The following is a 22404-nucleotide window of genomic DNA, read 5'->3' on the forward strand; positions in this document are numbered from 1 at the left end:
CGTAGTCGTCCGGCTACGGCGTGGGCGTCGAGGAGGTTGTGATGGACGACCAGTCACGCGGAGCGACCCCGGTCGCGCGACAGCACCGCGGCCGGAACCGCTGAGGGCCGCGCGATGTGGTGCGAAGGGTTCGTCGTCCTGCCCGACACCGACGCGGCGTCGCTGGCCCGCGCGGTGGTCCCGCTGGACTCCCCCGACGTGATCGCCCACCCCTCCGGCCGACCGTGGCTGGTCGGCCGGTGGCCGGCCGGGCGGTTCGCGCTGGCCGACGCGGGCCCGGTGCGCGTGGCGGTGATCGGGTTCTGCCCGATGACCACCACGCGGCTCGCGGAGCTGGCCGCGCGGATCCGGACCACCTCCGATGTGGACGCGTTCGCCGCCGCGCTGCCCGGCTCGTGCCACGTGATCGCCTCGGTGCACGGCCAGGTCCGCGCCCAGGGCAGCGCGACCGGGCTGCGGCGGGTCTTCCACGCCCGGGTCGGCGCGGTGCGGTTGGCGGCCGACCGGGCCGATGTGCTGGCCGCGATGACCGGCGCCGGGGTCGACGAGGAGCTGCTGGCGGCCCGGGTGGCGTGCGGCGGTCTGCTGGTCCCCCCGCTGGGCGAACGCTCCCCCTGGGCCGGGATCGAGGCGCTGGCCCCCGACCACTGCCTGGTGTGGCACCGGCAGGACGCGCAGGAGCGGCGCTGGTGGCACGCCCCGGCGCCGACGCGCCCACCGGCCGAGGGGCCCGCGCGGTGCGCGCGGCGCTGACCGCGGGCCTGGAGCACCGGGCGCCCGCCCAGGGCCGGTTGAGCGCCGAGCTGTCCGGCGACCTCGCCGCCACCTCGCTGTGCTTCCTGGCCGACCGGCACACCCCGGACCTGCTCACCCTGCGCTGGCGGCCGACCGCCGACGACCGGGGCGACACCGCGTTCGCCGTGCACGCCGTGCGCAGCCTGGAGGACGCCGAGCACCTCAGCGCCGCCCGCCGGGACCTGCCCGCCGCGTTCACCGACCCGCACGTCCCGGCCGGGACCGAGGAACCGTACCCGTTCGCCCGCACGACCGCCCAGGCGCACTACACCGCGCAGCTCCTGGCCCGGCACGGGTCGCGGCGGCACCTCAGCGGCGGTGGGGCCGCGGAGCTGCTGCAAGTGCACCCCGGCTACCTGCACCGGTTGCTGCGGCGCCATCCGCTCACCGCGCTGCGCCACGTCCGCTGCTACCGGGCCACCGACGGCTGGTCGCTGTGGGACGCGCTGGGGCGGCTGGCCCGGCCGGAATCCGCGGCGGCGTGGTGGCACGCGCAGGCCGAGCAGCTCACCGGCCCGGAGCCGCCCGGCTCCGGCTGGGGACCGCGACCGCTGCGCGCGCCCGGCTGGGTGACCGGAGCCTGCACCGACCAGGCGCGGGACGCCCTGCGCCGGACCGCCGAGCACGCCGCGCCGCTGGCCGCCGACCCGGGCCAGCACCAGAGCCTGCTCGCGCTGCGGAGCGCGGCGAGCAGGCACCGGATGCTGCGCCAGCTCTACGCCGGTTCCGGCCTCGACCTGGACCTGCCGTTCTACGACGACCGCATCGCCGAGGCCGTGCTCGCGGTCCGCCCCCAGGAGCGCGGTCCGGGCCAGGACGAGCGGCTGCTGTTCGAGGCGATGCGCGGGATCGTGCCCGCCGCCGTGCTGGAGCGGGTCTCCCCGGCGGGCCCGGAGGACGACGTCCGCGCCGGGATCCACCGGAACCGGTCCGCGCTGGTGGAGCTGTTCGCCGACTCCGAGCTGGCCGCCCGGGGGCTGATCGACGTGGACCGGCTCGGCGAGCGGCTCACCGCCCGCCCAGACACCGCGACCGCCACCGCACTGGAGGACCTGCTCGGCGTCGAGACGTGGTTGCGCGGCACCACGGCCTCGCGTCCCGTTCCGCGGCGACCGGACCTGCGGGCGGGCACCGGCTGATCCACCCGCGGTGTGGTCGCTCCCCCACCTCCCCGGAGGCGGTGTCGATCGACCGGGTTTAGCGCCGCGGCGCGCGGCATACCCCACGAGGAGAGCGACCACGCCGTGAGGAGGAGCTGACGATGGCCGAGAAGGTGTCCGACTACCTGCTGCGCCGACTCCGGGAGTGGGACGTCGACAGGGTCTTCTCCTACGCGGGTGACGGGATCAACGGGCTGCTGTCCGCGTGGCAGCGGGCCGAGGACGAGCCTCGGTTCATCCAGGCGCGGCACGAGGAGCTCGCGGCGTTCGAAGCCGTCGGGTACGCGAAGTTCTCCGGGCGCGTGGGGGTCTGCGCGGCGACCGGCGGTCCGGGTGCGGTGCACCTGCTCAACGGCCTCTACGACGCCAAGCTCGACCACGTCCCGGTGGTGGCGATCGTGGGGCAGCAGGGCAGCACCTCGCTGGGCGGGGCCTACCAGCAGGAGGTGGACCTGCACTCCCTGTACAAGGACGTCGCGGGCGACTACGTGCAGACCGTGACGACGCCGGAGCAGCTGCCGAACGTGCTCGACCGGGCGATGCGGACCGCGATCGCCCGGCGCACGGTCACCGCGCTGATCATCCCCGGCGACGTGCAGGAGATGGAGTACACCGCGCCCTCGCACGCCTTCAAGATGGTGCCCTCGAGCCTCGGGATGTCCGCGTCCACGGTGGTGCCCGAGGCCGACGAGCTGCGGCACGCCGCCGAGGTGCTCAACTCCGGGAACAAGGTCGCGATCATGATCGGCCAGGGGGCGCGCGGTGCCGTGCCCGAGGTCACCGAGATCGCCGAGGTGCTCGGCGCGGGTGTCGCGAAGGCGCTGCTGGGCAAGGACGTGCTCAGCGACGACCTGCCCTACGTCACCGGGGTGTCCGGCCTGATGGGCACCCGGCCGTCGTGGGAGATGATGCGGGACTGCGACACGCTGCTCATGATCGGCGCCAACTTCCCGTACAGCCAGTTCCTGCCCGAGTTCGGCAAGGCCCGAGCCGTGCAGATCGACATCGACCCGACCTTGATCGGCATGCGCTACCCGTTCGAGGTGAACCTCGTCGGGGACGCGCGGGCGACGTTGCGCGAGCTGCTGCCGATGCTGCGGCGCAAGGACGACCGGTCCTGGCGGGCCTCCATCGAGGCGGGCGTCCGCCAGTGGTGGGACACGATGGAGCAGCGGGCGCAGGTGGAAGCCGACCCGGTGAACCCGGAACGGGTGTTCCACGAGCTGTCCCCGCTGCTGCCCGACGACGCGATCATGACCACCGACGCGGGCTCGGTCGCCAACTGGTACGGCAGGCACCTGCGGATCCGGGGCACGATGCGCTGCTCGCTGTCGGGCACGCTGGCCACCATGGGGCCGGGGATGCCCTACGCGACCGGGGCGAAGTGGGCGCATCCCGACCGACCGGTGTTCGCGCTGGTCGGTGACGGTGCGATGCAGATGAACGGGATCAGCGAGCTGATCACCATCGCGCACTACTGGCGGGAGTGGGCGGATCCCAGGCTGGTGATCGGGGTGCTCAACAACGGCGATCTCAACCAGGTCACCTGGGAACTGCGCGCCATGGCGGGCTCGCCGCAGTTCATCCCGTCGCAGCGGTTGCCCGACTTCGACTACGCCGGGTACGCCGAACTGCTCGGCCTGCGCGGGATGAAGGTGGACGAACCCGGCGACATCACCTCGACGTGGCAGCGCGCGATCGAGTCGGACCGGCCCTGCCTGGTGGAGTTCGTGACCGACCCCGCGGTGCCGCCGATCCCGCCGGAGGCCAACTGGGAGCAGATCCAGAACGTCAGCCAGGCGTTGCTGCGCGGTGACCCGGAAGCGTGGTCGGTGGTCAAGGAAGGCGTCAAGTCCAAGGCGCAGGAGTACCTGCCGAAGCGATCCGACCGGCGATGAGCGCGGCGCGCCACCCGGTGCGCGACGTCGGGGCCCGGGCCTACCGGATCCCGACGGACGCGCCGGAGGCCGACGGCACGCTCGCGTGGTCGGCCACGACCGCGGTCGTGGTGACCGTCCACGCCGCCGACGTGGTCGGCGTGGGCTGGACCTACGGGCACCAGGCCTGCGTCGAGCTGGTGCGCGGCGAGCTGCGCGAGGCGGTGCTGGACCGCGAGGTCACCGACGTGCCCGCGGCCTGGCAGGCGATGCGGGCGGTGGAGCGCAACAACGGCAGGCCCGGCCTGGTGTCGTGCGCGCTGTCGGCGGTGGAGACGGCGCTGTGGGATGCCGCGGCGCGGGTCTGCGGGCTGGCGCTGAGCACGTTGCTGGGCCGCGCGCACGAGACCGTCCCGGTGTACGGCAGCGGCGGTTTCACCAGCTACGACGACGAGCGGCTGCGCGCCCAGCTCGCCTGGTGGGCCGACCGGCTCGGCGCCCCCGCGGTGAAGCTCAAGATCGGTGAGGCGCGCGGCACCCGGGTCGATCGCGACCTGCGGCGGGTGCAGGTCGCCCGCGAGGCGGCCGGCCCCGCGGCGGTGTTCACCGATGCCAACGGCGCCTACTCGGCGGGCCAAGCGGTGCGCGTCGGCCGGGAGCTCGACGCGCTGGGGGTGACCTGGTACGAGGAGCCGGTGTCCAGCGACGACCGCGCCGGGCTGCGGCGGGTCCGCGACACCACCGCCGCCGACGTGGCGGCCGGCGAGTACGGCTACGACCTGCCGTACTTCGCGACCATGCTGGCCGACGACGCGGTGGACTGCCTGCAGGTGGACGTGACCCGGTGCGGCGGGTTCGGCGAGTGGCTGCGGACAGCCGCGTTGGCCGCGGCCCGCAACCTCGACGTGTCCGGGCACTGCGCGCAGAACCTGGCCGCGCACGTCGCGGCGGCCACGTCCAACGTCCGGCACCTGGAGTGGTTCCACGACCACGAGCGGATCGAGTCGGCGTTGTTCGACGGGGTGCTCGAACCGGAGGGCGGCGTGGTGCGGCCGGACGTCTCGGCACCCGGTCACGGCATGACCCTCAAGGAACCGGACGCCGAGCGCTACCGGGTGCGGTGAACGGAGGAGAGATGGCGAGCCAGCACACCCGAGGACGGGGCGCGGCGGACCTCCGCGACGGGCAGACCTGGTCGATCACCGCGCACCGGGTGGACACCGCGGCGCTGGAACGGGACCTGCGGCGGGAGGTGGACGGCGAGGTCCGGTTCGACGCCGGGTCCCAGGGCGCCTACGCGACCGATTCGTCGAACTACCGGCAGGTGCCGATCGGGGTCGTGCTGCCCCGCACCGTCGAGGACGGGGTTCGGGCGGTGCGGGTGTGCCGGGAGCACGGCGCCCCGGTGCTCTCCCGGGGCGGGGGCACCAGCCTGGCCGGGCAGGGCACCAACGCGGCCGTGGTGCTGGACTGGTCGAAGTACTGCCACGCGCTGATCTCGTGCGATCCGCGACGCCGGACCTGCGTGGTGGAACCGGGCATCGTCCTCGACCGGCTCAACGCGGAGCTGTCCCGGCACTCGCTGCGGTTCGGGCCGGCGCCGTCCACGCACAGCCACTGCACGCTCGGCGGGATGATCGGCAACAACTCCTGCGGATCGAGCGCCCAGCACTACGGCAAGACGGTGGACAACGTGCGGCGGCTGGAAATCCTCACCTACGACGGCCTGCGCTGCTGGGTCGGGCCATTGAGCGAGCAGGAGCTCACCTCGGTGATCGAGGGAGGCGGCGAGCGCGGCGAACTCCACCGGCGGTTGCGCGAGGTGCGCGACCGCTACCGCGAGCGGATCCGCGCGGGCTACCCGGACATCCCGCGCCGCGTCTCGGGCTACAACCTCGACTCGCTGGCGCTCGAGGACGGCATGGACGTGGCGGCGCTGCTGGTGGGCAGCGAAGGAACGCTCGCGACGGTGCTGCACGCCGAGCTGGACCTGGTGCCGACCATGCCGCACAAGGCCCTGGTCGTGCTCGGTTACCCCGACATCGCCTCGGCGGCGGACGCGGCGCCGGAACTGCGCTCGCACTGCGACCCGCTGCTCCTGGAGGCGGTGGGCGGCGAACTGGCGCACTTCATCCGCGAAGAAGGCATGTTCCCCGGCTCCCTGCGGCTGCTCCCGAGTGGATCGAGCTGGCTGTTCGCCCAGTTCGGCGGGCGGACCCAGCAGGAGGCCGACGAACAGGTCCAGCGGTTGCTGTCCGGCATCGGCAAGTCCGAGCAGGACGACGACGTGGCGATCTCCGACGACCCCGTTCGCGAGAAGCGGATGCTGCACGCGCGCGAGGCCGGCCTGGGCGCCACCGCCAACCCGCCGGACATGCCGGAGAGCTGGGAGGGCTGGGAGGACTCGGCGGTTCCGCCGGAGCGGCTCGGCGACTACCTGCGGGACCTGCTCGCGCTGTTCGCCGAGTTCGGCTACGAACGACCGGCGCTCTACGGGCACTTCGGGCACGGTTGCGTGCACGTCCGCGTCCCCTTCCGGCTCAAGACCGAGCCGGGTGTGCTGGCATTCCGCCGGTTCCTGCGCCGCGCGGCCGATCTCGTGGTCTCCTACGGCGGGTCGCTGTCCGGCGAGCACGGCGACGGGCAGGCGCGCGGCGAGCTGCTGGTGCGGATGTTCGGCGCCGACCTGGTGCGGGCCTTCGGCGAGGTCAAGGACCTCTTCGACCCGTCGAACCGGATGAATCCCGGCAAGGTGGTGCGGCCCCGGCGACCCGACTCGGATCTGCGGCTGGGGCCCGACTACCGGCCCCGCACCGACGCCACGTTCCTCGGCTACCCCGACGACGGCGGCAGCTTCCACCAAGGCGTGCTGCGCTGCGTCGGCATCGGCAACTGCCGCAGCTCCTCCGGCGGCGTGATGTGCCCGTCCTACCGGGCCACCGGCGAGGAGGAGCACTCCACCCGGGGCCGGGCGCGGCTGCTGTTCGAGATGCTCCAGGGGCACGCGGACTCCCCGATCTCCGACGGCTGGCGCTCCACCGCCGTGCACGACGCGCTGGACCTGTGCCTGGCGTGCAAGGGCTGCAAGTCCGATTGCCCGACCGGGGTGGACATGGCCTCCTACAAGGCCGAATTCCTCGCCCAGCACTACCGGCACCGGCTGCGCCCGGTGGCGCACTACTCGCTGGGCTGGTTGCCCGCGCTGGCGCGGGTCGCCGGACTCGCCCCGCGGGCGGTCAACACCGCGCTGCGCACCCCGGGATTGGGCGAGCTGGCCAAGCGGGCCGCCGGGGTCGCCCCGGAGCGCGACGCACCCCGGTTCGCCCGCTGGGACTTCCAGCACCAGTGGCGGCGGCGCGGCAGCGCCCCACCGCGGCCTGGCGACCCGAACGCCGTGGTGCTGTGGCCGGACACCTTCACCAACCACTTCGACCCGCGGATCGGCCGGGCCGCGGTCGCCGTGCTGGAGCACGCCGGGTTCTCCGTCGCGGTGCCGGAGCAGCCGGTCTGCTGCGGGCTGACCTGGGTGTCCACCGGGCAGCTCGGCGTCGCGGCGCGCGTGCTGCGGCGCACGCTGCAGGTGCTGCGCCCGTGGATCGAAGCGGGCACCCCGGTGGTCGGCCTGGAACCGTCCTGCACGGCGGTGTTCCGCTCCGACTCCCGCGAACTGCTGCCGCACGACGAGGACGCCGCGCGGCTGCGGGAGCGGTTCCACACGCTGGCCGAGCTGCTCACCGAATGCTCCCCCGGCGGCTGGCGACCGCCCGAGCTGGGTGCCGACGCGGTGGTGCAGACCCACTGCCACCAGCACGCGGTGCTCGGCTTCGACGCCGACCGGCAGGCGATGCGGCGGGCCGGGATCGACGCGGACGTGCTCGACTCCGGGTGCTGCGGCCTGGCCGGTGACTTCGGCTTCCAGCGCGGGCACTACGACGTGTCCATGGCCTGCGCCGAGCACGCCCTGCTGCCCGCGCTGCGCCGCACCGACCCGGGAACCCTGGTGCTGGCCGACGGTTTCAGCTGCCGGACGCAGATCGCGCACGGCAGCGACCGCCGCGCCCGGCACCTCGCCGAAGTGCTGGCCGCGGAGGTGCACCGATGAGCGGACGTGTCGTGGTCGTCACCGGCGCCAGCGGTGGCGTCGGTCGCGCCATCGCCCGCCGCTGCGGGCAGCGCGGGGACCGGGTCGCCCTGCTGGCGCGCGGGATCTCGGGACTGCGCGGCGCGGCGGAGGAGGTCCGCCGCTACGGCGGCGAGGCGCTGCCGATCGTGGTCGACGTCGCCGACCCGGACCAGGTCGACGCCGCCGCCGAGCGGGCCGAACGGGAGCTGGGCCCGATCGAGGTCTGGATCAACAACGCCTTCACCACGGTCTTCGCCCCGGCGACCGAGATCACCCCGGACGAGTACCGGCGGATGATCGAGGTGACGTACCTGGGTTACGTGCACGGCACCCTCGCGGCGCTGCGGCGGATGCGCCCCCGCGACCGGGGCGCGGTGGTGCAGGTCGGTTCGGCGTTGGCGTACCGGGGCGTGCCGCTGCAGGCCGGCTACTGCGCGGCCAAGCACGCGATCCAGGGCTACACCGAGTCGGTGCGCAGCGAGCTGCTGCACGAGCGCAGCCAGGTGCGCACCACGATGGTGCAGCTCCCGGCGGTGAACACCCCGCAGTTCTCGTGGGTGCTGTCGCGGCTGCCCGGCCACCCGCAACCGCTGCCGCCGATCTACCAGCCCGAGGTGGCGGCCCGCGCGGTGCTGCACGCCGCCGAGCACCCGGGGCGCCGGGAGTACTGGGTCGGCGGGAGCACCGCGGGCACGCTGCTGGCCAACGCGGTGGTCCCCGGGCTGCTGGACCGCTATCTCGCCCGCAACGGCTACGACTCGCAGCAGAACCGCGCGGTGCGGGACCCGCACCGCGCGGCGAACCTCTGGCAGCCCGCCGACGGCCCCGACAGGCGCGACTACGGCGCCCACGGGGTCTTCACCAGCACCGCGCGGTCGCGCAGCCTCCAGATGTGGTTGTCGCAGCGGCGCGGCCGACTGCTGGCGACCGCCTCCGCCGTGGCCGCCGGGGCCGCGGTCGTCCTCGGGGGCCGCCGATGACCCGCTTCCCGCCGCAGGTGCTCCGGGAGTACGCCCTGCTGGCCGACGGGCAGCGCGGTGCGCTGTGCGGCCCGCAAGGCGCGATCGTCTGGATGTGCGCGCCGCGCTGGCACGACGACGCGGTGTTCACCGCGCTGCTCGGCGGCGACGGCGGCTACTCGATCACGCCGGTGGAGCGCTACGTCTGGGGCGGCCGCTACGAGGACCGCTCGCTGATCTGGCGGCACCGCTGGGTCACCACGTCCACCGCCGTGGAGTGCCGCGACGCCTTGGCCTACCCGGGCGATCCGCACCGGGTGGTGCTGCTGCGCCGGATCGAGGCGGTCGAGGGCGAGGTGCGGTTGCGGGTGCGGCTGGATCCGCGGGCCCGGTTCGGCGCGGTGCCGATGAGCGCGCCGCACCGCGACGCCGCGGGCCGGTGGCACGCCACCACCGGCGACCTGCGGGTGCGCTGGTCCGGTGCGCCGGAGGCGGTCGTGGCCGAGGACGGTGCGCTGGTCGCCGAGCTGACCGTGCCCGCGGGCGGGCACCACGACCTCGTGCTGGAACTCGGCGACGGCGCGCCCGGCCCGGCGGTGGACGCCGATTCGGCGTGGCGGGCCACCGCCGCGAACTGGGGGGACGCCGTGCCGAGCATGGCGGGGACCCTGGCCCCCCGGGACGCCCAGCAGGCGTCGGCGGTGCTGCGCGGTCTGACCGCGCCGGGGGGCGGCATGGTCGCCGCACCCACCATGTCGCTCCCGGAACGCCCGGAGCAGGGCCGCAACTTCGACTACCGGTACACCTGGGTCCGCGACCAGTGCTACGCCGGGATCGGGGTCGCCGCGCACGGCCCGGGCTCGGTGCTCGCGGACAGCACGTCGTTCCTCACCGGGCTGCTGCTGCGCGAGGGCACCTCGCTCAGCCCCGCGTGCACCGTCGACGGCGCGCCCGTGCCGCCGGAGGAGGCGCTGGACCTGCCCGGGTATCCCGGCGGTCAGGACGTGGTCAAGGGCAACTGGGTGCGCGGGCAGCTCCAGCTCGACACCTTCGGGGAACTGCTGCAACTGCTGGCCGCCGCGGCGCGGCACGACGTGCTCGACGGCGACGGGTGGCGCGCGATGGGCGTCGCCGCCGACGCCGTCGCCGAGCACTGGCGCAGCCCGGAGGCGGGCATCTGGGAGCTCGGCGAGGACTGGTGGACGCACTCCCGCCTGTCCTGCACCGCCGGGCTGCGCGCCGCGGCCGAGGTCAGCCCGACCGCCCACGAGGCGAACGAGATGCTCGCCCTCGCCGACGCGATCCTGGCCGAGACCTCGCGGCGCTGCCTGCACCCGCGCGGGCACTGGCAGCGCACCCCGCACGACACCGGACCGGACGCCGCGCTGCTGCTGCCCCCGGTGCGGGGCGCGCTGCGCGCCGACGACCCGCGCACCCGGCGGACCGTCGCGGAGGTGCGGTCCCGGTTGTCCGTGGACCGCTACGTCTACCGGTTCCCGCAGGACCCGCACCCGCTCGGTTCGTTCGAAGGCGCCTTCCTGCTCTGCGGTTTCGTCATGGCGCTGGCCCAGTGGCAGCAGGGCGAACAGGCCGACGCGCTGCGCTGGTTCGAGCGCAACCGCGCGGCCTGCGGCCCGCCGGGCCTGTTCGCCGAGGAGTACGACGTCGAGCAGCGCCAGCTCCGGGGCAACCTCCCCCAGGCCTTCGTGCACGCCATGCTGCTCGAATGCACCGGCCGGATGCGGTGAGCACCGGGAACCCGCTCGGCGGGGTGCGAAACCGTTTCGCTTCAGCCCTTTGAGCCGCTTCCGCGAACCGATACGGTACGCAGCAGCCCGCTACGACCTCGGGGAGCCACAGCGATGAGCGAGCACGCCGGCCGCCACGCACCGCCCGCACCGGCCCGGCTCGACGTCAGCAAGCCCAACGCGGCGCGGATGTACAACGTCTTCCTGGGCGACACCAACAACTACGCGGCCGATCGCGTCGCCGCGGAGAAGGCGATCGAAGCGGTTCCCGGAGCGCCGAAGCTGGCCCGGTCGAACCGGACGTTCCTGCTGCGCGCCGTGCGCGAGGCCGCCCGCGCCGGGATCACCCAGTTCCTCGACCTGGGCGCCGGGATCCCCAGCGTGCGGACGGTGCACGAGCAGGCCTTGGAGATCGTCGGCGACCGGACCCGCGTCGTGTACGTCGACTACGAGCACGTCGCCTGCGCGCACGGCACGATCACCATCGAGGAGCAGGGCGTCCAGCGGCACGCGGGCATGGTGCAGTCGGATTTCCGCGACGTGGAGGCGGTTTTCGACGCGCCCGAAACGCGCCGGTTGCTCGATCCGTCCCGGCCGGTCGCGCTGCTCACGGTGGCGCTGTGGCATTTCCTCGCCGACGGCGACGATCCGCACGCGACGATGCGCGAGCTCAGCAGCCGGCTCGCGCCGGGCAGCAGGCTGGTCCTGACCCACCTCACCCACGACGGGGCGAGCGCCGAGCAGCAGGCCGAACTCCGCAGCGCGGAGGAGGTCTACGCCCGCACCGCCAACCCGTTGTTCCCGCGCTCCCGCGCGGACATCGCCGCGCTGATCGAGGCGGGCGGCTGGTCGCTCCTGGAACCCGGCCTGGTGCAACCCGCGCAGTGGCGCCCGGAACCCACCGATCCGCCCGCCGAGCCCGTGGACGCGATCCTGGCCGCGGGCGTCGCCACCCGCTAGACCGCCCCCGCTGCGGCTCCGGCAGCACACCTTAGGCTCGTCCGCGTCGTCGTACGCGGAGGCGGAGGGACGATGCTGCTGATCACCGGGCCCTCCGGCAACGTCGGGGCCGAACTCGTGGACCTGCTCGCGCGGGACTCCGGCGGAGTGGCGTGGCGGGTCGCCTCCCGCCACCCGGAACGCCTGCGGGGCAGCGGCGCCGAGACCGTCGCGTTCGACTTCTTCGACCGGAGCACGTGGCAGGCCGCGCTGTCCGGGGTGGAGGCGCTGTTCCTGCTGTTCCCGCTGCCCGGCGGCAAGGCCGCGCGGGAGGCGATCGTCCCGTTCGTCGCGGCGGCGCAGCGCGCGGGCTGCCGCCACGTGGTCTACGTCTCGGTGGTCGGCGCGGACCGCTCGGCCGTCATCCCGCACCACCGGGTCGAAGCGGCGCTGCGCGCGAGCTCGATGACCTGGACGGTGCTGCGCTGCGGGTTCTTCGCGCAGAACCTGCACCGCCGGATCTCCACCCACGGCGTCGACATCGCCGAGCGCGGTGAGCTGTTCATCCCGGCCGGCCGGGGACGCACGTCGTTCCTCGACGCCCGCGACGCCGCGGCGGTCGCCGCCGACGCGCTGCGCCACCCCGGCCGCCACCGCGACGTCGTGCACCACCTGACCGGCGCGGAGCCCCTGACGATGGACCAAGTCGCCGAGGAGCTGACCGAGGCCCTGGGCCGTCCGGTGCGCTACACCCGCCCGAGCCCGGCGCGGTTCGCCGCCCGGCTCCGCCGCCGCGGCGTGGGCTGGGACAGCATCGGGTTCATGTCCATCGTCTACACGCTCACCCGGCTGGGCCGCAACGCCCCGGTCACCGACGAGGTGACCCGGTTGCTCGGCCGCCCGCCCACCGGCCTGGCCGAGTACCTGCGGGACAGCGCGTGGCGGTTCCGCGACCGGGCCTGGACCTGATCCGGCCCCGCCGCGCCGGCCGGACGGACTCTAGGCTGGCGCCATGATGGCGTTGCGTGGGCATCGCGAGCGACGATGACCGAGCCCGGGAGCGAGCACGCCCTGCTGGCCGCCGCGGCCGACGGCGACGCGACGGCGTTCGACGCGCTGGTGCGGCGGCACACCGTGCGGTTGTACCGGGTGGCGCTGCGCATCGTCGGCGATCCGGTCGAGGCCGAGGACGTGGTGCAGGAGGCCTGGGTGCAGGCCTGGCGCGGCCTGGCCGGCTTCCGCGGCTCCGCAGCGGTGTCGACCTGGCTGTACCGGGTGGTGACCAACGCCGCGCTGGGCCACCTGCGCCGCCGCCGACCCGCGGTGCCGGTCGACCCGACCGAGCCCGGTGGTCCGGCGGCGCAGTGGGTCGATCCGCGCAGCGGTCCGGAGGCCATCGCGCTGCGCAACGAGCGGGCCGCGGCGGTCCACCGGGCGATCGCCACCCTCGAACCGTCCCAGCGGGTGCCCTTGGTCCTGCACGAACTGGAAGGCTTGAGCTACGCCGAAGTCGCCGAAGTGCTGCAGGTGAGCGTGCCCGCGTTGCAGTCCCGGCTGTCCCGCGCCAGAGTGACCCTGCTCGCCAGGCTGGAGGAGTTGCGATGAGCGGCCCTGCCGAACCACAGCGCGTGCTCCCCTGCGGGCGTCCGGCCGCGGCGCTCGTGGCGCTGCTCGGCGATCCCGCCGAAGCCGACCCGGAACTGCGCGAGCACGTCCGCGGCTGCCGGTTCTGCACCGACGAGTTCGCCGCGCTGGACCGCCAGTGGCAGGCGGTGCGGCAGGCCGCCGCGGCGCCGGTGGAGGTGCCCGAGGGCCTGGTGTCGCGGGCGCTGGAGACCGTGCGCGGACTGCGCGGCACCGCCGAACCGGTCGAGCTCGCCCAGCCCGGCGGGCGGTTGCGCATCCTGCCCCGGCCGCTGCTGCTGCTCGTCCGGCAGGTCGCCACCGACGTGCTCCGGGAGCGACCCGGCGTGCACCTGCGCGGGCTGCACGGCGGCGATCGGTGGGTCGAGCTGACCATCGCGGTCCGCTACGGGCTGGAGGCGGTCGTGCTCGCCGAATCGGTGCGGGAGCAGATCACCGAACGACTGGAGGGCTCGCTCGGCGCGGCGACCCCGGTGCTGTCGGTCCGCGTCGGCGACGTGCTCGAACCGGAGTGATCCGCACCACACGGGCGTGAGGCCCCCGGACCGCCCCGCGTCCTACGGGAACCCGCGCACGAGAACCGCGAAAGGACACCTCATGGCGCACGACAGCGCGAACCACGCCGCGGCCGAGGTCGCACCGGAGGGCACCGGCTCGACCCCGGCCCGGCTCGCCGACTCCTCGTCGGTCGGCACCACGACGATCGCCGCCACCGTGGTGCAGAAGATCGCCGGGATCGCCGCGCGCGAGATCGACGGCGTCCGCACGATGGGCGGCGGCGTGTCGCGCACCTTCGGAGCGCTGCGCGAGCGCATCCCCGGCGGCAGCGGCACTTCGACGTCCTCCGGCGTCCAGGTGGAGGTCGGCGAGAAGCAGGCGGCGATCGACCTGGACATGGTCGTCGACTACGGCGTGTCCATCGTGGACCTGGCGCGGGCGGTGCGGCGCAACGTGATCACCGCCGTGGAGCGGATGACCGGCCTCGAGGTCATCGAGGTCAACATCGCGGTGAACGACATCCACCTGCCCACCGAGGAGACCGAGCCCGGCACGTCCCGAGTCCAGTGATCGGCCCCGGTCCGCTGTGGACGGACGGGCCGCGCGCACCGATTCCCGGTCACCGGGCGCGGCGACCGGGAATCGGCGATCGGGTCACTGCTGCGGCGGCATCAGCAACTGATCGACGACGAAGCACCACCGCGCAGGCCGCCGCGTTCCTGGGCATCCCCCGCGCCACGTTCAAGACCCGGGTGCGCGGAGCGCTGCGCCGCGACCTGCTCGAACCGCCACCGTGACGCCCCGCGACCGGCCGGATGCGCGACGCGGTCGTCCGGCGCCGGTGACGCCTCTCATGGCAACCGGCACGGACGTTGAAGTTAGGGTAGGCACAGCTAAGCCTGTGACGATCTGCCCGGGGAGTGCCCATGCGTCCTGTTCGATCCCTGCCGCGGCGGAAGCGGGGTGCGCTGGTCGCCCTGCTCGGCGTGGCGGTGCTGCTGACCGGATGCGGCTCCACGCCCCCCGAACCCGCCGCCCCGCCGCCGGACCCCTCCGGCGCCTTCCCGGTGACCATCGAGACCGCGTTCGGCCCGGTCACCGTGCCGGAGCAGCCGCAGCGCGTGGTGGCGCTGGGGTGGAGCGACGCGGAGACCGCCCTCGCGCTGGGCGTCGAGCCGGTCGGCGCGGCGGACTGGCTGCCGGTGGGCGGTGACGGCCTCGGCCCGTGGGCGAAGGAGGCCGGTCTGTCGTACCGGAACCCGCCGAAGATGCTCGGCACCACCGAGCTCGACCTCGAGGAGGTCGCGGCCCTGGAACCCGACCTCATCCTGGACACGCGGTCCAGCGGCGACCCGGCGCGCCACGAACGGCTCAGCGCGCTCGGCGTCCCGGTCGTGGGGGTGCCGGCGGGCGCCGCCGCCTACATGACGCCGTGGCAGGACCAGCTCGCCATGATCGGCCAGGCGCTGGGCCGCACCGAGGAGGCCGACCGGCTGCGCGCCGAGCTCGACGCCGAGTTCCGCCGGGCGGCGGAGGCCAACCCGGCCTTCCAGGATGCCACCGCGGTCGTCGCGGCGCGCAGCACCTCCGGCTACGGCGCCTACGTCAACGGGGACGTGCGGGTGGACTTCCTGCGCGCGCTCGGCTTCCGCAACTCCCCCGCCGTGCAGGACCTCGCCGCGGGGAACTTCTTCGTCCCGATCTCCAACGAGCGCCTCGGCCTGCTCGACGCCGACCTGACCGTGGCGACCGCGATCGGCGTGGACAGCTCCGAGATCACGTCCGATCCGCTGTTCCAGGCGGTCCCCTCGGTGCGGGCGGGGCGCTCCGTGGTGCTCGACGACCCGACCGTGTCGCAGGCCTTCGCCAGCGCCTCGGTGCACGGCCTGTCCTACGCGCTGGACGCGGTGGTCCCGCGGCTCGCCGAGGCGATGGCCCCGTGATGCCGGGCGCGGAGACCGCACCCGGGTGGCCGCGCCGCGGCGGCCTCCGGCGATCATCGGAGGGCGGCGCGCACACCGCTGTCCCCGGGGCGGTCCGGCCGCGGGACATCCACGACGTGCGAGCGGAGACGAGATGAGCGGTTGGCACGACCTGCGCCCGGTGACCGACGAGACCCACCTGCGGGAGTTCGTCGAGACACCGCACCCGGCGATCGCCGACAAGGCCGCCCCCCTGGTCGACGCGGAGTCGCGCCGGTTCATCGCGGCCTCACCGCTGGTGCTGGTGGCCACCACCGGCGACGACGGCACCATCGACGTCTCGCCACGGGGCGACCCGCCCGGCAGCGTGCTGGTCTCCGACGACGGCCACGACCTCGCGATCCCGGACCGCCGGGGCAACCGCCGCCTGGACACCATGCGCAACCTGCTCCGCGACCCCCGCGCGGCGCTGATCTTCCTCATCCCGGGAGTGCAGGAGACGCTGCGCGTCAACGGCACGGCCACCGTCGTGCACGACGGCCCCTTCTTCGACCGGATGGCCGACGCGGGCACCCGACCCCACCTGGCCGTCGTGGTCCACGTTCGGGAGGTGTTCGTCCACTGCGGCCAATCGCTGAACCGGTCCCGCTTCTGGCGCCCGGAGAGCTGGCCGGACACCGCCGAGGTCCCCAGCGTGGGAACCCTGTTCAGCAGCCAGGCCGCAGCCCGCGATACCGCCCGCACCTGAGGCGGCCTCCGGAACCGGCGGCGGTGGTGGGGGTGCGTGGTAGCGTCCGCCGCGGTGGAAGGTGATCGACGACGGCGAGGTCCGGCCGGGCATGCCGACCTCGCGGGGAGGTGGCCGCGCGGTGGCTGAGCGGAGTTCCTACCTCGAGGTGGACGGGTTGCGGGCGCACGTCACCGCGCCCGAGGGGCGGCCGACGGGGGCCGTCCTGCTGCTGCCGATGATCACCGGGATCGGCGAGCAGGTGCGGGAGTACGCCCGGCTGATCGTCGAGGAGACCGGTGCGGTCGCGCTGTGCTGGGATCCGTGGCACGGCAAGAGCTCCGACGACACCCCGGTCGAGGAGCTGCACGGGATGCTCGGACAGCTCGACGACGACGCCGCGCTGGCCGAGCAGCGCACCTTGCTCGACCACCTCGTCGCCGAGCACGGCGTCGAGCACGCCGGGGTCATCGGGTGGTGCCTCGGCGGCCGGTTCGCCCTGCTGCTGGCCGCGCACGACGACCGGGTCTCCAGCGTGGTGGCCTACCACCCCACCATCCCCGGTGAGACCCCGCCGAACCACACCCGCGACGCGATCGCGGCGGCGCGCACGCTCGACGTGCCGGTCATGGTGCACTACCCCGGCGAGGACTCCATCGTGCCGCACCACCGGTTCAGCGCCTTGCAGTCGGCGCTGCAGGAGCGCGCCACCAGCGCGGCGACCGTGGTGCACCTCTACCCCCGCGCCCAGCACGGGTTCAGCGACCGCGGCCGCCACGGCGAGCGGGCCAACGCCGACGCCTGGGCCCTGTCCTGGCCGCAGACCACCGCGTTCCTCGACGTCGCCGCCCGGCTCCGCGCTCCCGACGCGTGAGCGCCCTCGCCGGCCGACCCTGACCGGGCATCACGGGCCCGCCCGGGCCGCGAGCGCGGTCAGCAGCGCGCGCACCTCCTCCGGTCGTTCGTCGGGGGCCAGGTGCCCGGCGCCGTCGAGCGCGGTCACCTCGGCGCCCAGCGCCGCAGCGCCCCGGACGAGCCGCTCCGGCGGGAAGAACCGGTCGTGCGTCCCGGTGGCCACCCCGATCGGGGTCCCGGCCCACCGGCGCAGCGCGTCGGTCGGTAGCGGACCGGGCGCGAGGCCGGTGCGGCAGGCCGCGCCGACCAGCGCCAGCCACCTCGCCCGGGAGTCGGTCGGCCCGGGGTCGTGGCCGGGTCCGCTCATGAACCCCAACAGCCGCGCGGCGGTGCGCTCCCCCGGCGCCAGCAGCCACGGCGCCGTGACCGCGAGCAGGGCCGCGCTGATCCGGGCCCGCGCCAAACCGGCCGGGTTGACCAGGAGCATCCCCGCGACCAGAGGTCCCGGTGTGGCGGCCAGCGCGATGGCCGCGCCGAGCGAATGGCCCAGCACCAGCACCGGTCGATCGGTGAGCTGCGGCAGCAGCTCGTCCAGCCAGGCGCCGTAGGCGGCGGTCCGGTCCCCGGTGGGACGCCGACCCGCGCTGAGCCCCGGTTGTCCGGGCAGGTCGACCAGGTGCACGGTCCGGTCCGCGGCCAGCTCGCGGGCCAGCGGGAGCGCGGTGGCGGCGTTGAAGTTCGTGCCCGGCAGCAGCACGACGGGCGTGCCCGGCCCGCCGGGCGCGGAGCAGGTGGCCGTGGCGCCGAGACCGGTCCGCCGGACCGGCTGCACCCGCAGCTCGGGCCAGGCGTCCCAGGCCCCTCGGCACCAGTCGTGCACAGCGCGGCGGCGGCCCGGTGACCGGTAGATGCTCCCGGAGGTCACCGGGGGGCGCACGCTCACGACACCCTCCGGTGGCGGCCGGTGGTGCCCGCGGCGGGCGCCACCCCCGCGCGCTCCGATGGACTCGGCACACCGCTGCGCGGTGGCTCCGCGGGGCGGTGGGAGCGGGAAGCGGTCATGTGCACCCCCGGGGTCGATGGTTCACCGAACTCGCCGACCAGACTTCCCGGCACACCCGACGCACGCGGCGCCGCACGTCCCATCCTGCCCTTCCGCCACACCCGTGTCAACGCCTCGGAGAACGACGATCCTTGGTACGCAACGGAAAGATCCATAGACTTCGGCGGATCTTTCGCTGTGCGACCACATTCGCGTGAACACCTCGGCGGTACGGATCGCGCTCGATGCCGCGGACTTATGCTCGGGGCGCGCCGGCTGGAGGCGCACACCGCGATCCACGTGGCGGAGTGGAGGCGAAATCCTTGCCAACTCTGGAAGAGGTGCGGGCCGAACCGGCTGCACCGAACAGGCAGATCGAGCTGGCCTTGCGACTGGTCAGCGACAGGTCGTGCGCCGTGCTGTCGCTGGACGTGTTCGACACGGTCCTGTGGCGGCGGGTACCCCGCCCCTCCGACGCGTTCGGGATGCTCGGCTCCCGGTTGCGCGAACGGGGCTGGTACCCCTCGTGGATCACCGACGCCACGTTCCGCCGGATGCGGATCGAGGCCGAGCACCGGGCGCGGCGGCGCAGCGCGACCCACGAGGTCTCGTTGTTCGACATCTGGCGGGAGATGCCGCTGTTCGGCGACGTGGCGCTCGGCGATCTCGTGCGGCAGGAGGTCGAGCTGGAGCGGGAGCTGACCATCGTCGACCTCGACATCGCCGATCTCATCGCGGTCGCCGACAAGAACGGCGTGCCGATCGTGCTCGTCTCGGACACCTACTTCACCGAGGCCCAGCTCTCCCACCTGCTGGACCGCCCGGAGTTGGAACCGCTCGCCGAGGCCCGGATCTTCCGCTCCCACCAGCACGGGCTGGACAAGGCCTCGGGCCTCTGGAAGATCGTGCTGCAGGAGCTCGGCAAGCGCCCCGAGCAGGTCGTGCACCTCGGCGACAACGAGGAGGCCGACGGCGCGGTGCCGGCCGAGCTCGGCGTGCGCACGATCCACTACATCCGGATCGACCCGGGGTTCGCCCGGATGCTGGAGCGCGAGCGCGAACCGCAGGACCACCCCGGGCCGCTGCCGGTGGACACCCGGCACGGCGATCACGGGCTGACCAGCTTGCGCGCGAAGGTGCTCCAGTCGGCACCGCGCGGGATGGGCACCTCGGCCCGGACGTCGTGGCGCTTCGGCGCGGCGGTGCTGGGCCCGCCACTGGCCGCGTTCGCCGAATGGGTGGCGCACCGGGCGCACACCGCGGGCCACCCGGTCGTGTGGTGCCCGATGCGCGAGGGCGAGCTGCTCTCCGAGCTGGTCAACAACGCCGCCCGCACCCGGGGCTGGGACGTCACCGCGAAACCGGTCTGGTTGTCCCGGCACGTCACGTCCATCGCCGCGCTGGACTGCTTCGACCACGACTCGGTGCGCGACCTGATCCGCCGCAGCTACCGGCTCACCGTCGCCCAGCTCCTCGACTCGCTGAAGCTGCGCCCGGGCGACGTGCCCTGCCTGGCCCACCAGCTCGACGCTTCGCTCAGCGACAGCACGACCGCCGACCAGGTGACCCTCGCGCTGACCGAGACCCCGCACCTGCGCAGCAGGCTCGCCGCCACGGTGACCGCCGCGCGGGAACGGCTGCTGCGGTCGCTGCACGAAGCCGGGGCGCTGGCCCGCCCGGAACTCCCGCTGGTCGACCTCGGCTGGGGCGGGACGATCCAATGGCAGCTCCACCAGGTGTTGCACCGCAGTCGCACCGGCGTCCGCCCGAGCGGCTTCTACCTGGCCACCGACGAGCGGGCCGCGAACCGGATCGCGCTGGCGGGGCTGCGGGCGGAGGGCTACCTCGGCCAGTCCGGCCACCCGCGCGACATCGTGGACGCGCTGTGCCGCAGTCCCGAGGTGGTCGAGCAGTGCGCCAGCGCCTTGTGCGGCTCGCTGGTCGACTTCGACGCCGACGGGGCCCCGGTGCTCGGCCCGTCCGGCAGCAGCCGGTCGCAGGCGCTGGAGCGGCAGGCCGTGCAGGAGGGCGTCGTGGCGTTCCAGGAGTGCTGGAACCGGTACGCGCTGGGCGCCGACGGCGAGTGGCCGCTGCTGGACGAATCGGCGGCGCCCCGGCTGGCCCGCATCCTCGGTTCGGCGCTGCGCGCGCCCACCGACGAGGAGGCCGCGGTCTTCGGCAACTGGAGCCACGAGGACAACTTCGGTTCCTCGGTGGTGACCCGCATCCTGCCCGAGGACCTGGTGTCCGCGGTGCCGTACCTGTCCCCGCACGACCTCGACGACCTGCACATGCGGGATGCGTTCTGGCCCGCGCTGCTGGCCGCCTCGGACCGGCATCTGAGCTCGGCGGTGCGCGCGCTGCACAACGGCACGATCAACCCGGACGCCTTCGAATCCTCCGGCCCCGCGCGGGAAACGCGGCTGCGGGTGCGCACCGCCGACGACGAGTGGTGGGACGGGCCCCGGCAACGGGTGCGGATCAACCACAACGGGCTGTCCTTCGCCCGGCTGGGCTTCGAGTCCGACGGGGCGACGGCCGTGTCCCTGGCCATTCCGGGTCAGGCCGCGATCGTGCGGGTGGACTGGATCGAGGCGAAGGTGTTCCACGGCGACGATCCGGCTCCGCGGGTGCTGCGCTGGGAAGCGGCCGAGGACTTCGCCGGGCTCACCTTCGCCGAGTGCACCTGGCTGGGCGGGACGATGGTCGAATTCCACGCCCCGCACTCGGCGCTGTGGATCCCGCTGGCCGCCGGTGCGGACACGCCGGTCACCTCGGGCCAGATCACCATCGCCTTCGCGATGCTGCCCCAGTCGGCCTCCGGGCTGGCACCCAGGATGCCCACCGGTCCCCGCCTGGTCCGGCTCGCCGGTCGCGCCCACGCGGAGTACCGCAGCCGGGGCGTGACCGGGGTCGCCGCGGGAGCGGCCCGGATCGCCATCCGCCGATTGAGAGGACGTCCATGAGTCTGGTCGGTACCCCGAACGGGATCGGCACCCGTGCCGATCCGCACGCCCAGGCCCGCGAGGCCCGCCGACAACCCCTGCTGCTGCACTCCACCGGTCTGTTCCGCGAGGTGTTCGAGATCGTCTTCGCGCACCGCGAGATCCGCACCGTCGTCGAGGTCGGGGTGGAATCGGGGCAGGTCAGCGGGCTCTACGCCGAACTCGGCGCGACCGCCGTGCACTGCGTGGAGCCGCACCCGACCGACGAGCTGCGCGCGACGCTGGCGGAGCACGACGCGCTGCACCTGGTGGAACGGTCCTCCCCCGCCGCGCTGGCCGAGCTCCCCGCCGCCGACCTGTACGTCCTCGACGGCGACCACAACTACGCGACGGTGCGCGCCGAACTCGACTGGATCCTGGCCCACGCGCCGGAGGCCGTCGTGGTGCTCCACGACCTGTTGTGGCCGTGCGGGCGGCGCGACCTGTACTACCAGCCCTCGCAGCTCGGCGAGGAGGACCAGCTCCCTTCCACTGAGGACGGTCCTACCATCTGGCACGACGAGCTCACCCCGACCGGCTTCGTGGGCCGCGGTGCGTTCCGCTGCGCCGAAACCGCCGGTGGCGAGGGCAACGGCGTGCTCACCGCCGTGGAGGACGCGCTGGCCGACGACGACGGATCGTGGCACCTGGAACTGGTCCCGGCGGTGTTCGGCCTGGGCGTGCTGGTGCCCCGCCGCGACACCGCCGACGACGGGCTGGTCCGGGCGCTGCGGCCGTACAGCCGGTCGTCGCTGCTGGCGGCGATGGAGAACAACCGGTTGGCGCTCTACACCCAGGTGCTGCACCTGCAGTACGAGGCCGCCGCGCACGCCGACCGGCTGGCGGGCACGGTCAGCACCCAGCAGGCCGAGATCGCGGCGCTGCGCGACAAGCTCGACTGGGTCATCGCCGGGCACGCCGAGCAGATCGCGCGGCTCCGCGAGACCAACCGGCGCCTGACCGAGCAGCTGGCCGAGGAGCAGCGGGTCGGCCAGCTGCTGCGCGCCCTCGCGAGCACCGCCGCCGCGACCGTGCAACGCCGCTTCCGCTCCTGACGGACTTCCTGGGTGAGGGGCACCTTCGGCCGGCATAGCCGGATGAAGGTGCCCCTCACCCAGTTCCCGAACGGGT

18 protein-coding genes are annotated in these 22404 nt (G+C 74.3%); 17 read left to right on the forward strand and 1 reads right to left on the reverse strand.

What is annotated here, in order from left to right:
• The first annotated feature begins 114 nt into the window (after positions 1 to 114).
• The 15 genes from ACQP0T_RS17585 to ACQP0T_RS17655 all read left to right on the forward strand — a co-directional run bounded on the left by ACQP0T_RS17585 (position 115) and on the right by ACQP0T_RS17655 (position 17266).
• On the forward strand, positions 115 to 753 hold the full coding sequence (locus tag ACQP0T_RS17585) for a hypothetical protein (RefSeq protein WP_433869052.1): 639 nt from the start codon (positions 115 to 117) through the stop codon (positions 751 to 753).
• Positions 690 to 1934, forward strand: coding sequence for an asparagine synthase-related protein (locus ACQP0T_RS17590; RefSeq protein ID WP_433869053.1), 1245 nt, complete (start codon positions 690 to 692; stop codon positions 1932 to 1934). Before ACQP0T_RS17585 ends, ACQP0T_RS17590 begins: the two co-directional genes overlap by 64 nt.
• Before the next feature lie 122 nt (positions 1935 to 2056).
• Positions 2057 to 3853: a thiamine pyrophosphate-requiring protein gene (locus ACQP0T_RS17595; RefSeq protein WP_433869054.1), complete on the forward strand. Its 1797-nt coding sequence runs from the start codon at positions 2057 to 2059 to the stop codon at positions 3851 to 3853.
• Entirely contained in the window at positions 3850 to 4956 is a 1107-nt protein-coding gene (locus tag ACQP0T_RS17600; RefSeq protein WP_433869055.1) for an enolase C-terminal domain-like protein, read from the forward strand. Before ACQP0T_RS17595 ends, ACQP0T_RS17600 begins: the two co-directional genes overlap by 4 nt.
• An 11-nt stretch (positions 4957 to 4967) precedes the next feature.
• Entirely contained in the window at positions 4968 to 7934 is a 2967-nt protein-coding gene (locus tag ACQP0T_RS17605; RefSeq protein ID WP_433869056.1) for an FAD-binding and (Fe-S)-binding domain-containing protein, read from the forward strand.
• A complete protein-coding gene (locus ACQP0T_RS17610) occupies positions 7931 to 8935 on the forward strand; it encodes an SDR family oxidoreductase (protein ID WP_433869057.1) in 1005 nt (334 codons plus the stop codon). Before ACQP0T_RS17605 ends, ACQP0T_RS17610 begins: the two co-directional genes overlap by 4 nt.
• Positions 8932 to 10662, forward strand: coding sequence for a glycoside hydrolase family 15 protein (locus ACQP0T_RS17615; RefSeq protein ID WP_433869058.1), 1731 nt, complete (start codon positions 8932 to 8934; stop codon positions 10660 to 10662). Before ACQP0T_RS17610 ends, ACQP0T_RS17615 begins: the two co-directional genes overlap by 4 nt.
• Positions 10663 to 10776: 114 nt before the next feature.
• A complete protein-coding gene (locus tag ACQP0T_RS17620) occupies positions 10777 to 11622 on the forward strand; it encodes an SAM-dependent methyltransferase (protein WP_433869059.1) in 846 nt (281 codons plus the stop codon).
• A 72-nt stretch (positions 11623 to 11694) separates the two neighbouring features.
• Positions 11695 to 12570, forward strand: a complete 876-nt coding sequence (locus tag ACQP0T_RS17625; protein WP_433869060.1) for an NmrA family NAD(P)-binding protein — start codon at positions 11695 to 11697, stop codon at positions 12568 to 12570.
• A gap of 75 nt (positions 12571 to 12645) precedes the next feature.
• A complete protein-coding gene (locus ACQP0T_RS17630; RefSeq protein ID WP_433869061.1) occupies positions 12646 to 13206 on the forward strand; it encodes an RNA polymerase sigma factor in 561 nt (186 codons plus the stop codon).
• On the forward strand, positions 13203 to 13760 hold the full coding sequence (locus ACQP0T_RS17635) for a hypothetical protein (protein WP_345361475.1): 558 nt from the start codon (positions 13203 to 13205) through the stop codon (positions 13758 to 13760). Before ACQP0T_RS17630 ends, ACQP0T_RS17635 begins: the two co-directional genes overlap by 4 nt.
• A gap of 82 nt (positions 13761 to 13842) precedes the next feature.
• A complete protein-coding gene (locus ACQP0T_RS17640; RefSeq protein ID WP_433869062.1) occupies positions 13843 to 14313 on the forward strand; it encodes an Asp23/Gls24 family envelope stress response protein in 471 nt (156 codons plus the stop codon).
• Between the two features lie 356 nt (positions 14314 to 14669).
• The gene (locus tag ACQP0T_RS17645; protein WP_433869063.1) at positions 14670 to 15686 is read left to right on the forward strand and encodes an iron-siderophore ABC transporter substrate-binding protein; all 1017 of its coding nucleotides are present in this window, start codon (positions 14670 to 14672) and stop codon (positions 15684 to 15686) included.
• Positions 15687 to 15819: 133 nt separating this feature from the next.
• On the forward strand, positions 15820 to 16413 hold the full coding sequence (locus ACQP0T_RS17650) for an MSMEG_1061 family FMN-dependent PPOX-type flavoprotein (protein WP_433869064.1): 594 nt from the start codon (positions 15820 to 15822) through the stop codon (positions 16411 to 16413).
• Between the two features lie 121 nt (positions 16414 to 16534).
• The gene (locus tag ACQP0T_RS17655; protein WP_433869065.1) at positions 16535 to 17266 is read left to right on the forward strand and encodes a dienelactone hydrolase family protein; all 732 of its coding nucleotides are present in this window, start codon (positions 16535 to 16537) and stop codon (positions 17264 to 17266) included.
• Between the two features lie 30 nt (positions 17267 to 17296).
• Here ACQP0T_RS17655 and ACQP0T_RS17660 read toward each other — a convergent pair whose 3' ends face one another.
• The gene (locus tag ACQP0T_RS17660; RefSeq protein WP_433869066.1) at positions 17297 to 18190 is read right to left on the reverse strand and encodes an alpha/beta fold hydrolase; all 894 of its coding nucleotides are present in this window, start codon (positions 18188 to 18190) and stop codon (positions 17297 to 17299) included.
• Between the two features lie 422 nt (positions 18191 to 18612).
• Between ACQP0T_RS17660 and ACQP0T_RS17665 the strand changes: the two genes are divergently transcribed.
• Positions 18613 to 21255, forward strand: a complete 2643-nt coding sequence (locus ACQP0T_RS17665) for an HAD family hydrolase (protein ID WP_433869067.1) — start codon at positions 18613 to 18615, stop codon at positions 21253 to 21255.
• Positions 21252 to 22328 (forward strand): class I SAM-dependent methyltransferase, encoded by a 1077-nt coding sequence (locus ACQP0T_RS17670; protein WP_433869068.1) that lies wholly within the window; start codon positions 21252 to 21254, stop codon positions 22326 to 22328. The genes ACQP0T_RS17665 and ACQP0T_RS17670 overlap by 4 nt, the downstream gene beginning before the upstream one ends.
• The last annotated feature ends 76 nt before the right edge of the window (positions 22329 to 22404 follow it).

Origin of the sequence: Saccharopolyspora sp. CA-218241 (assembly GCF_050954615.1) — a bacterium.
Taxonomy (GTDB): Bacteria; Actinomycetota; Actinomycetes; order Mycobacteriales; family Pseudonocardiaceae; genus Saccharopolyspora; species Saccharopolyspora cebuensis.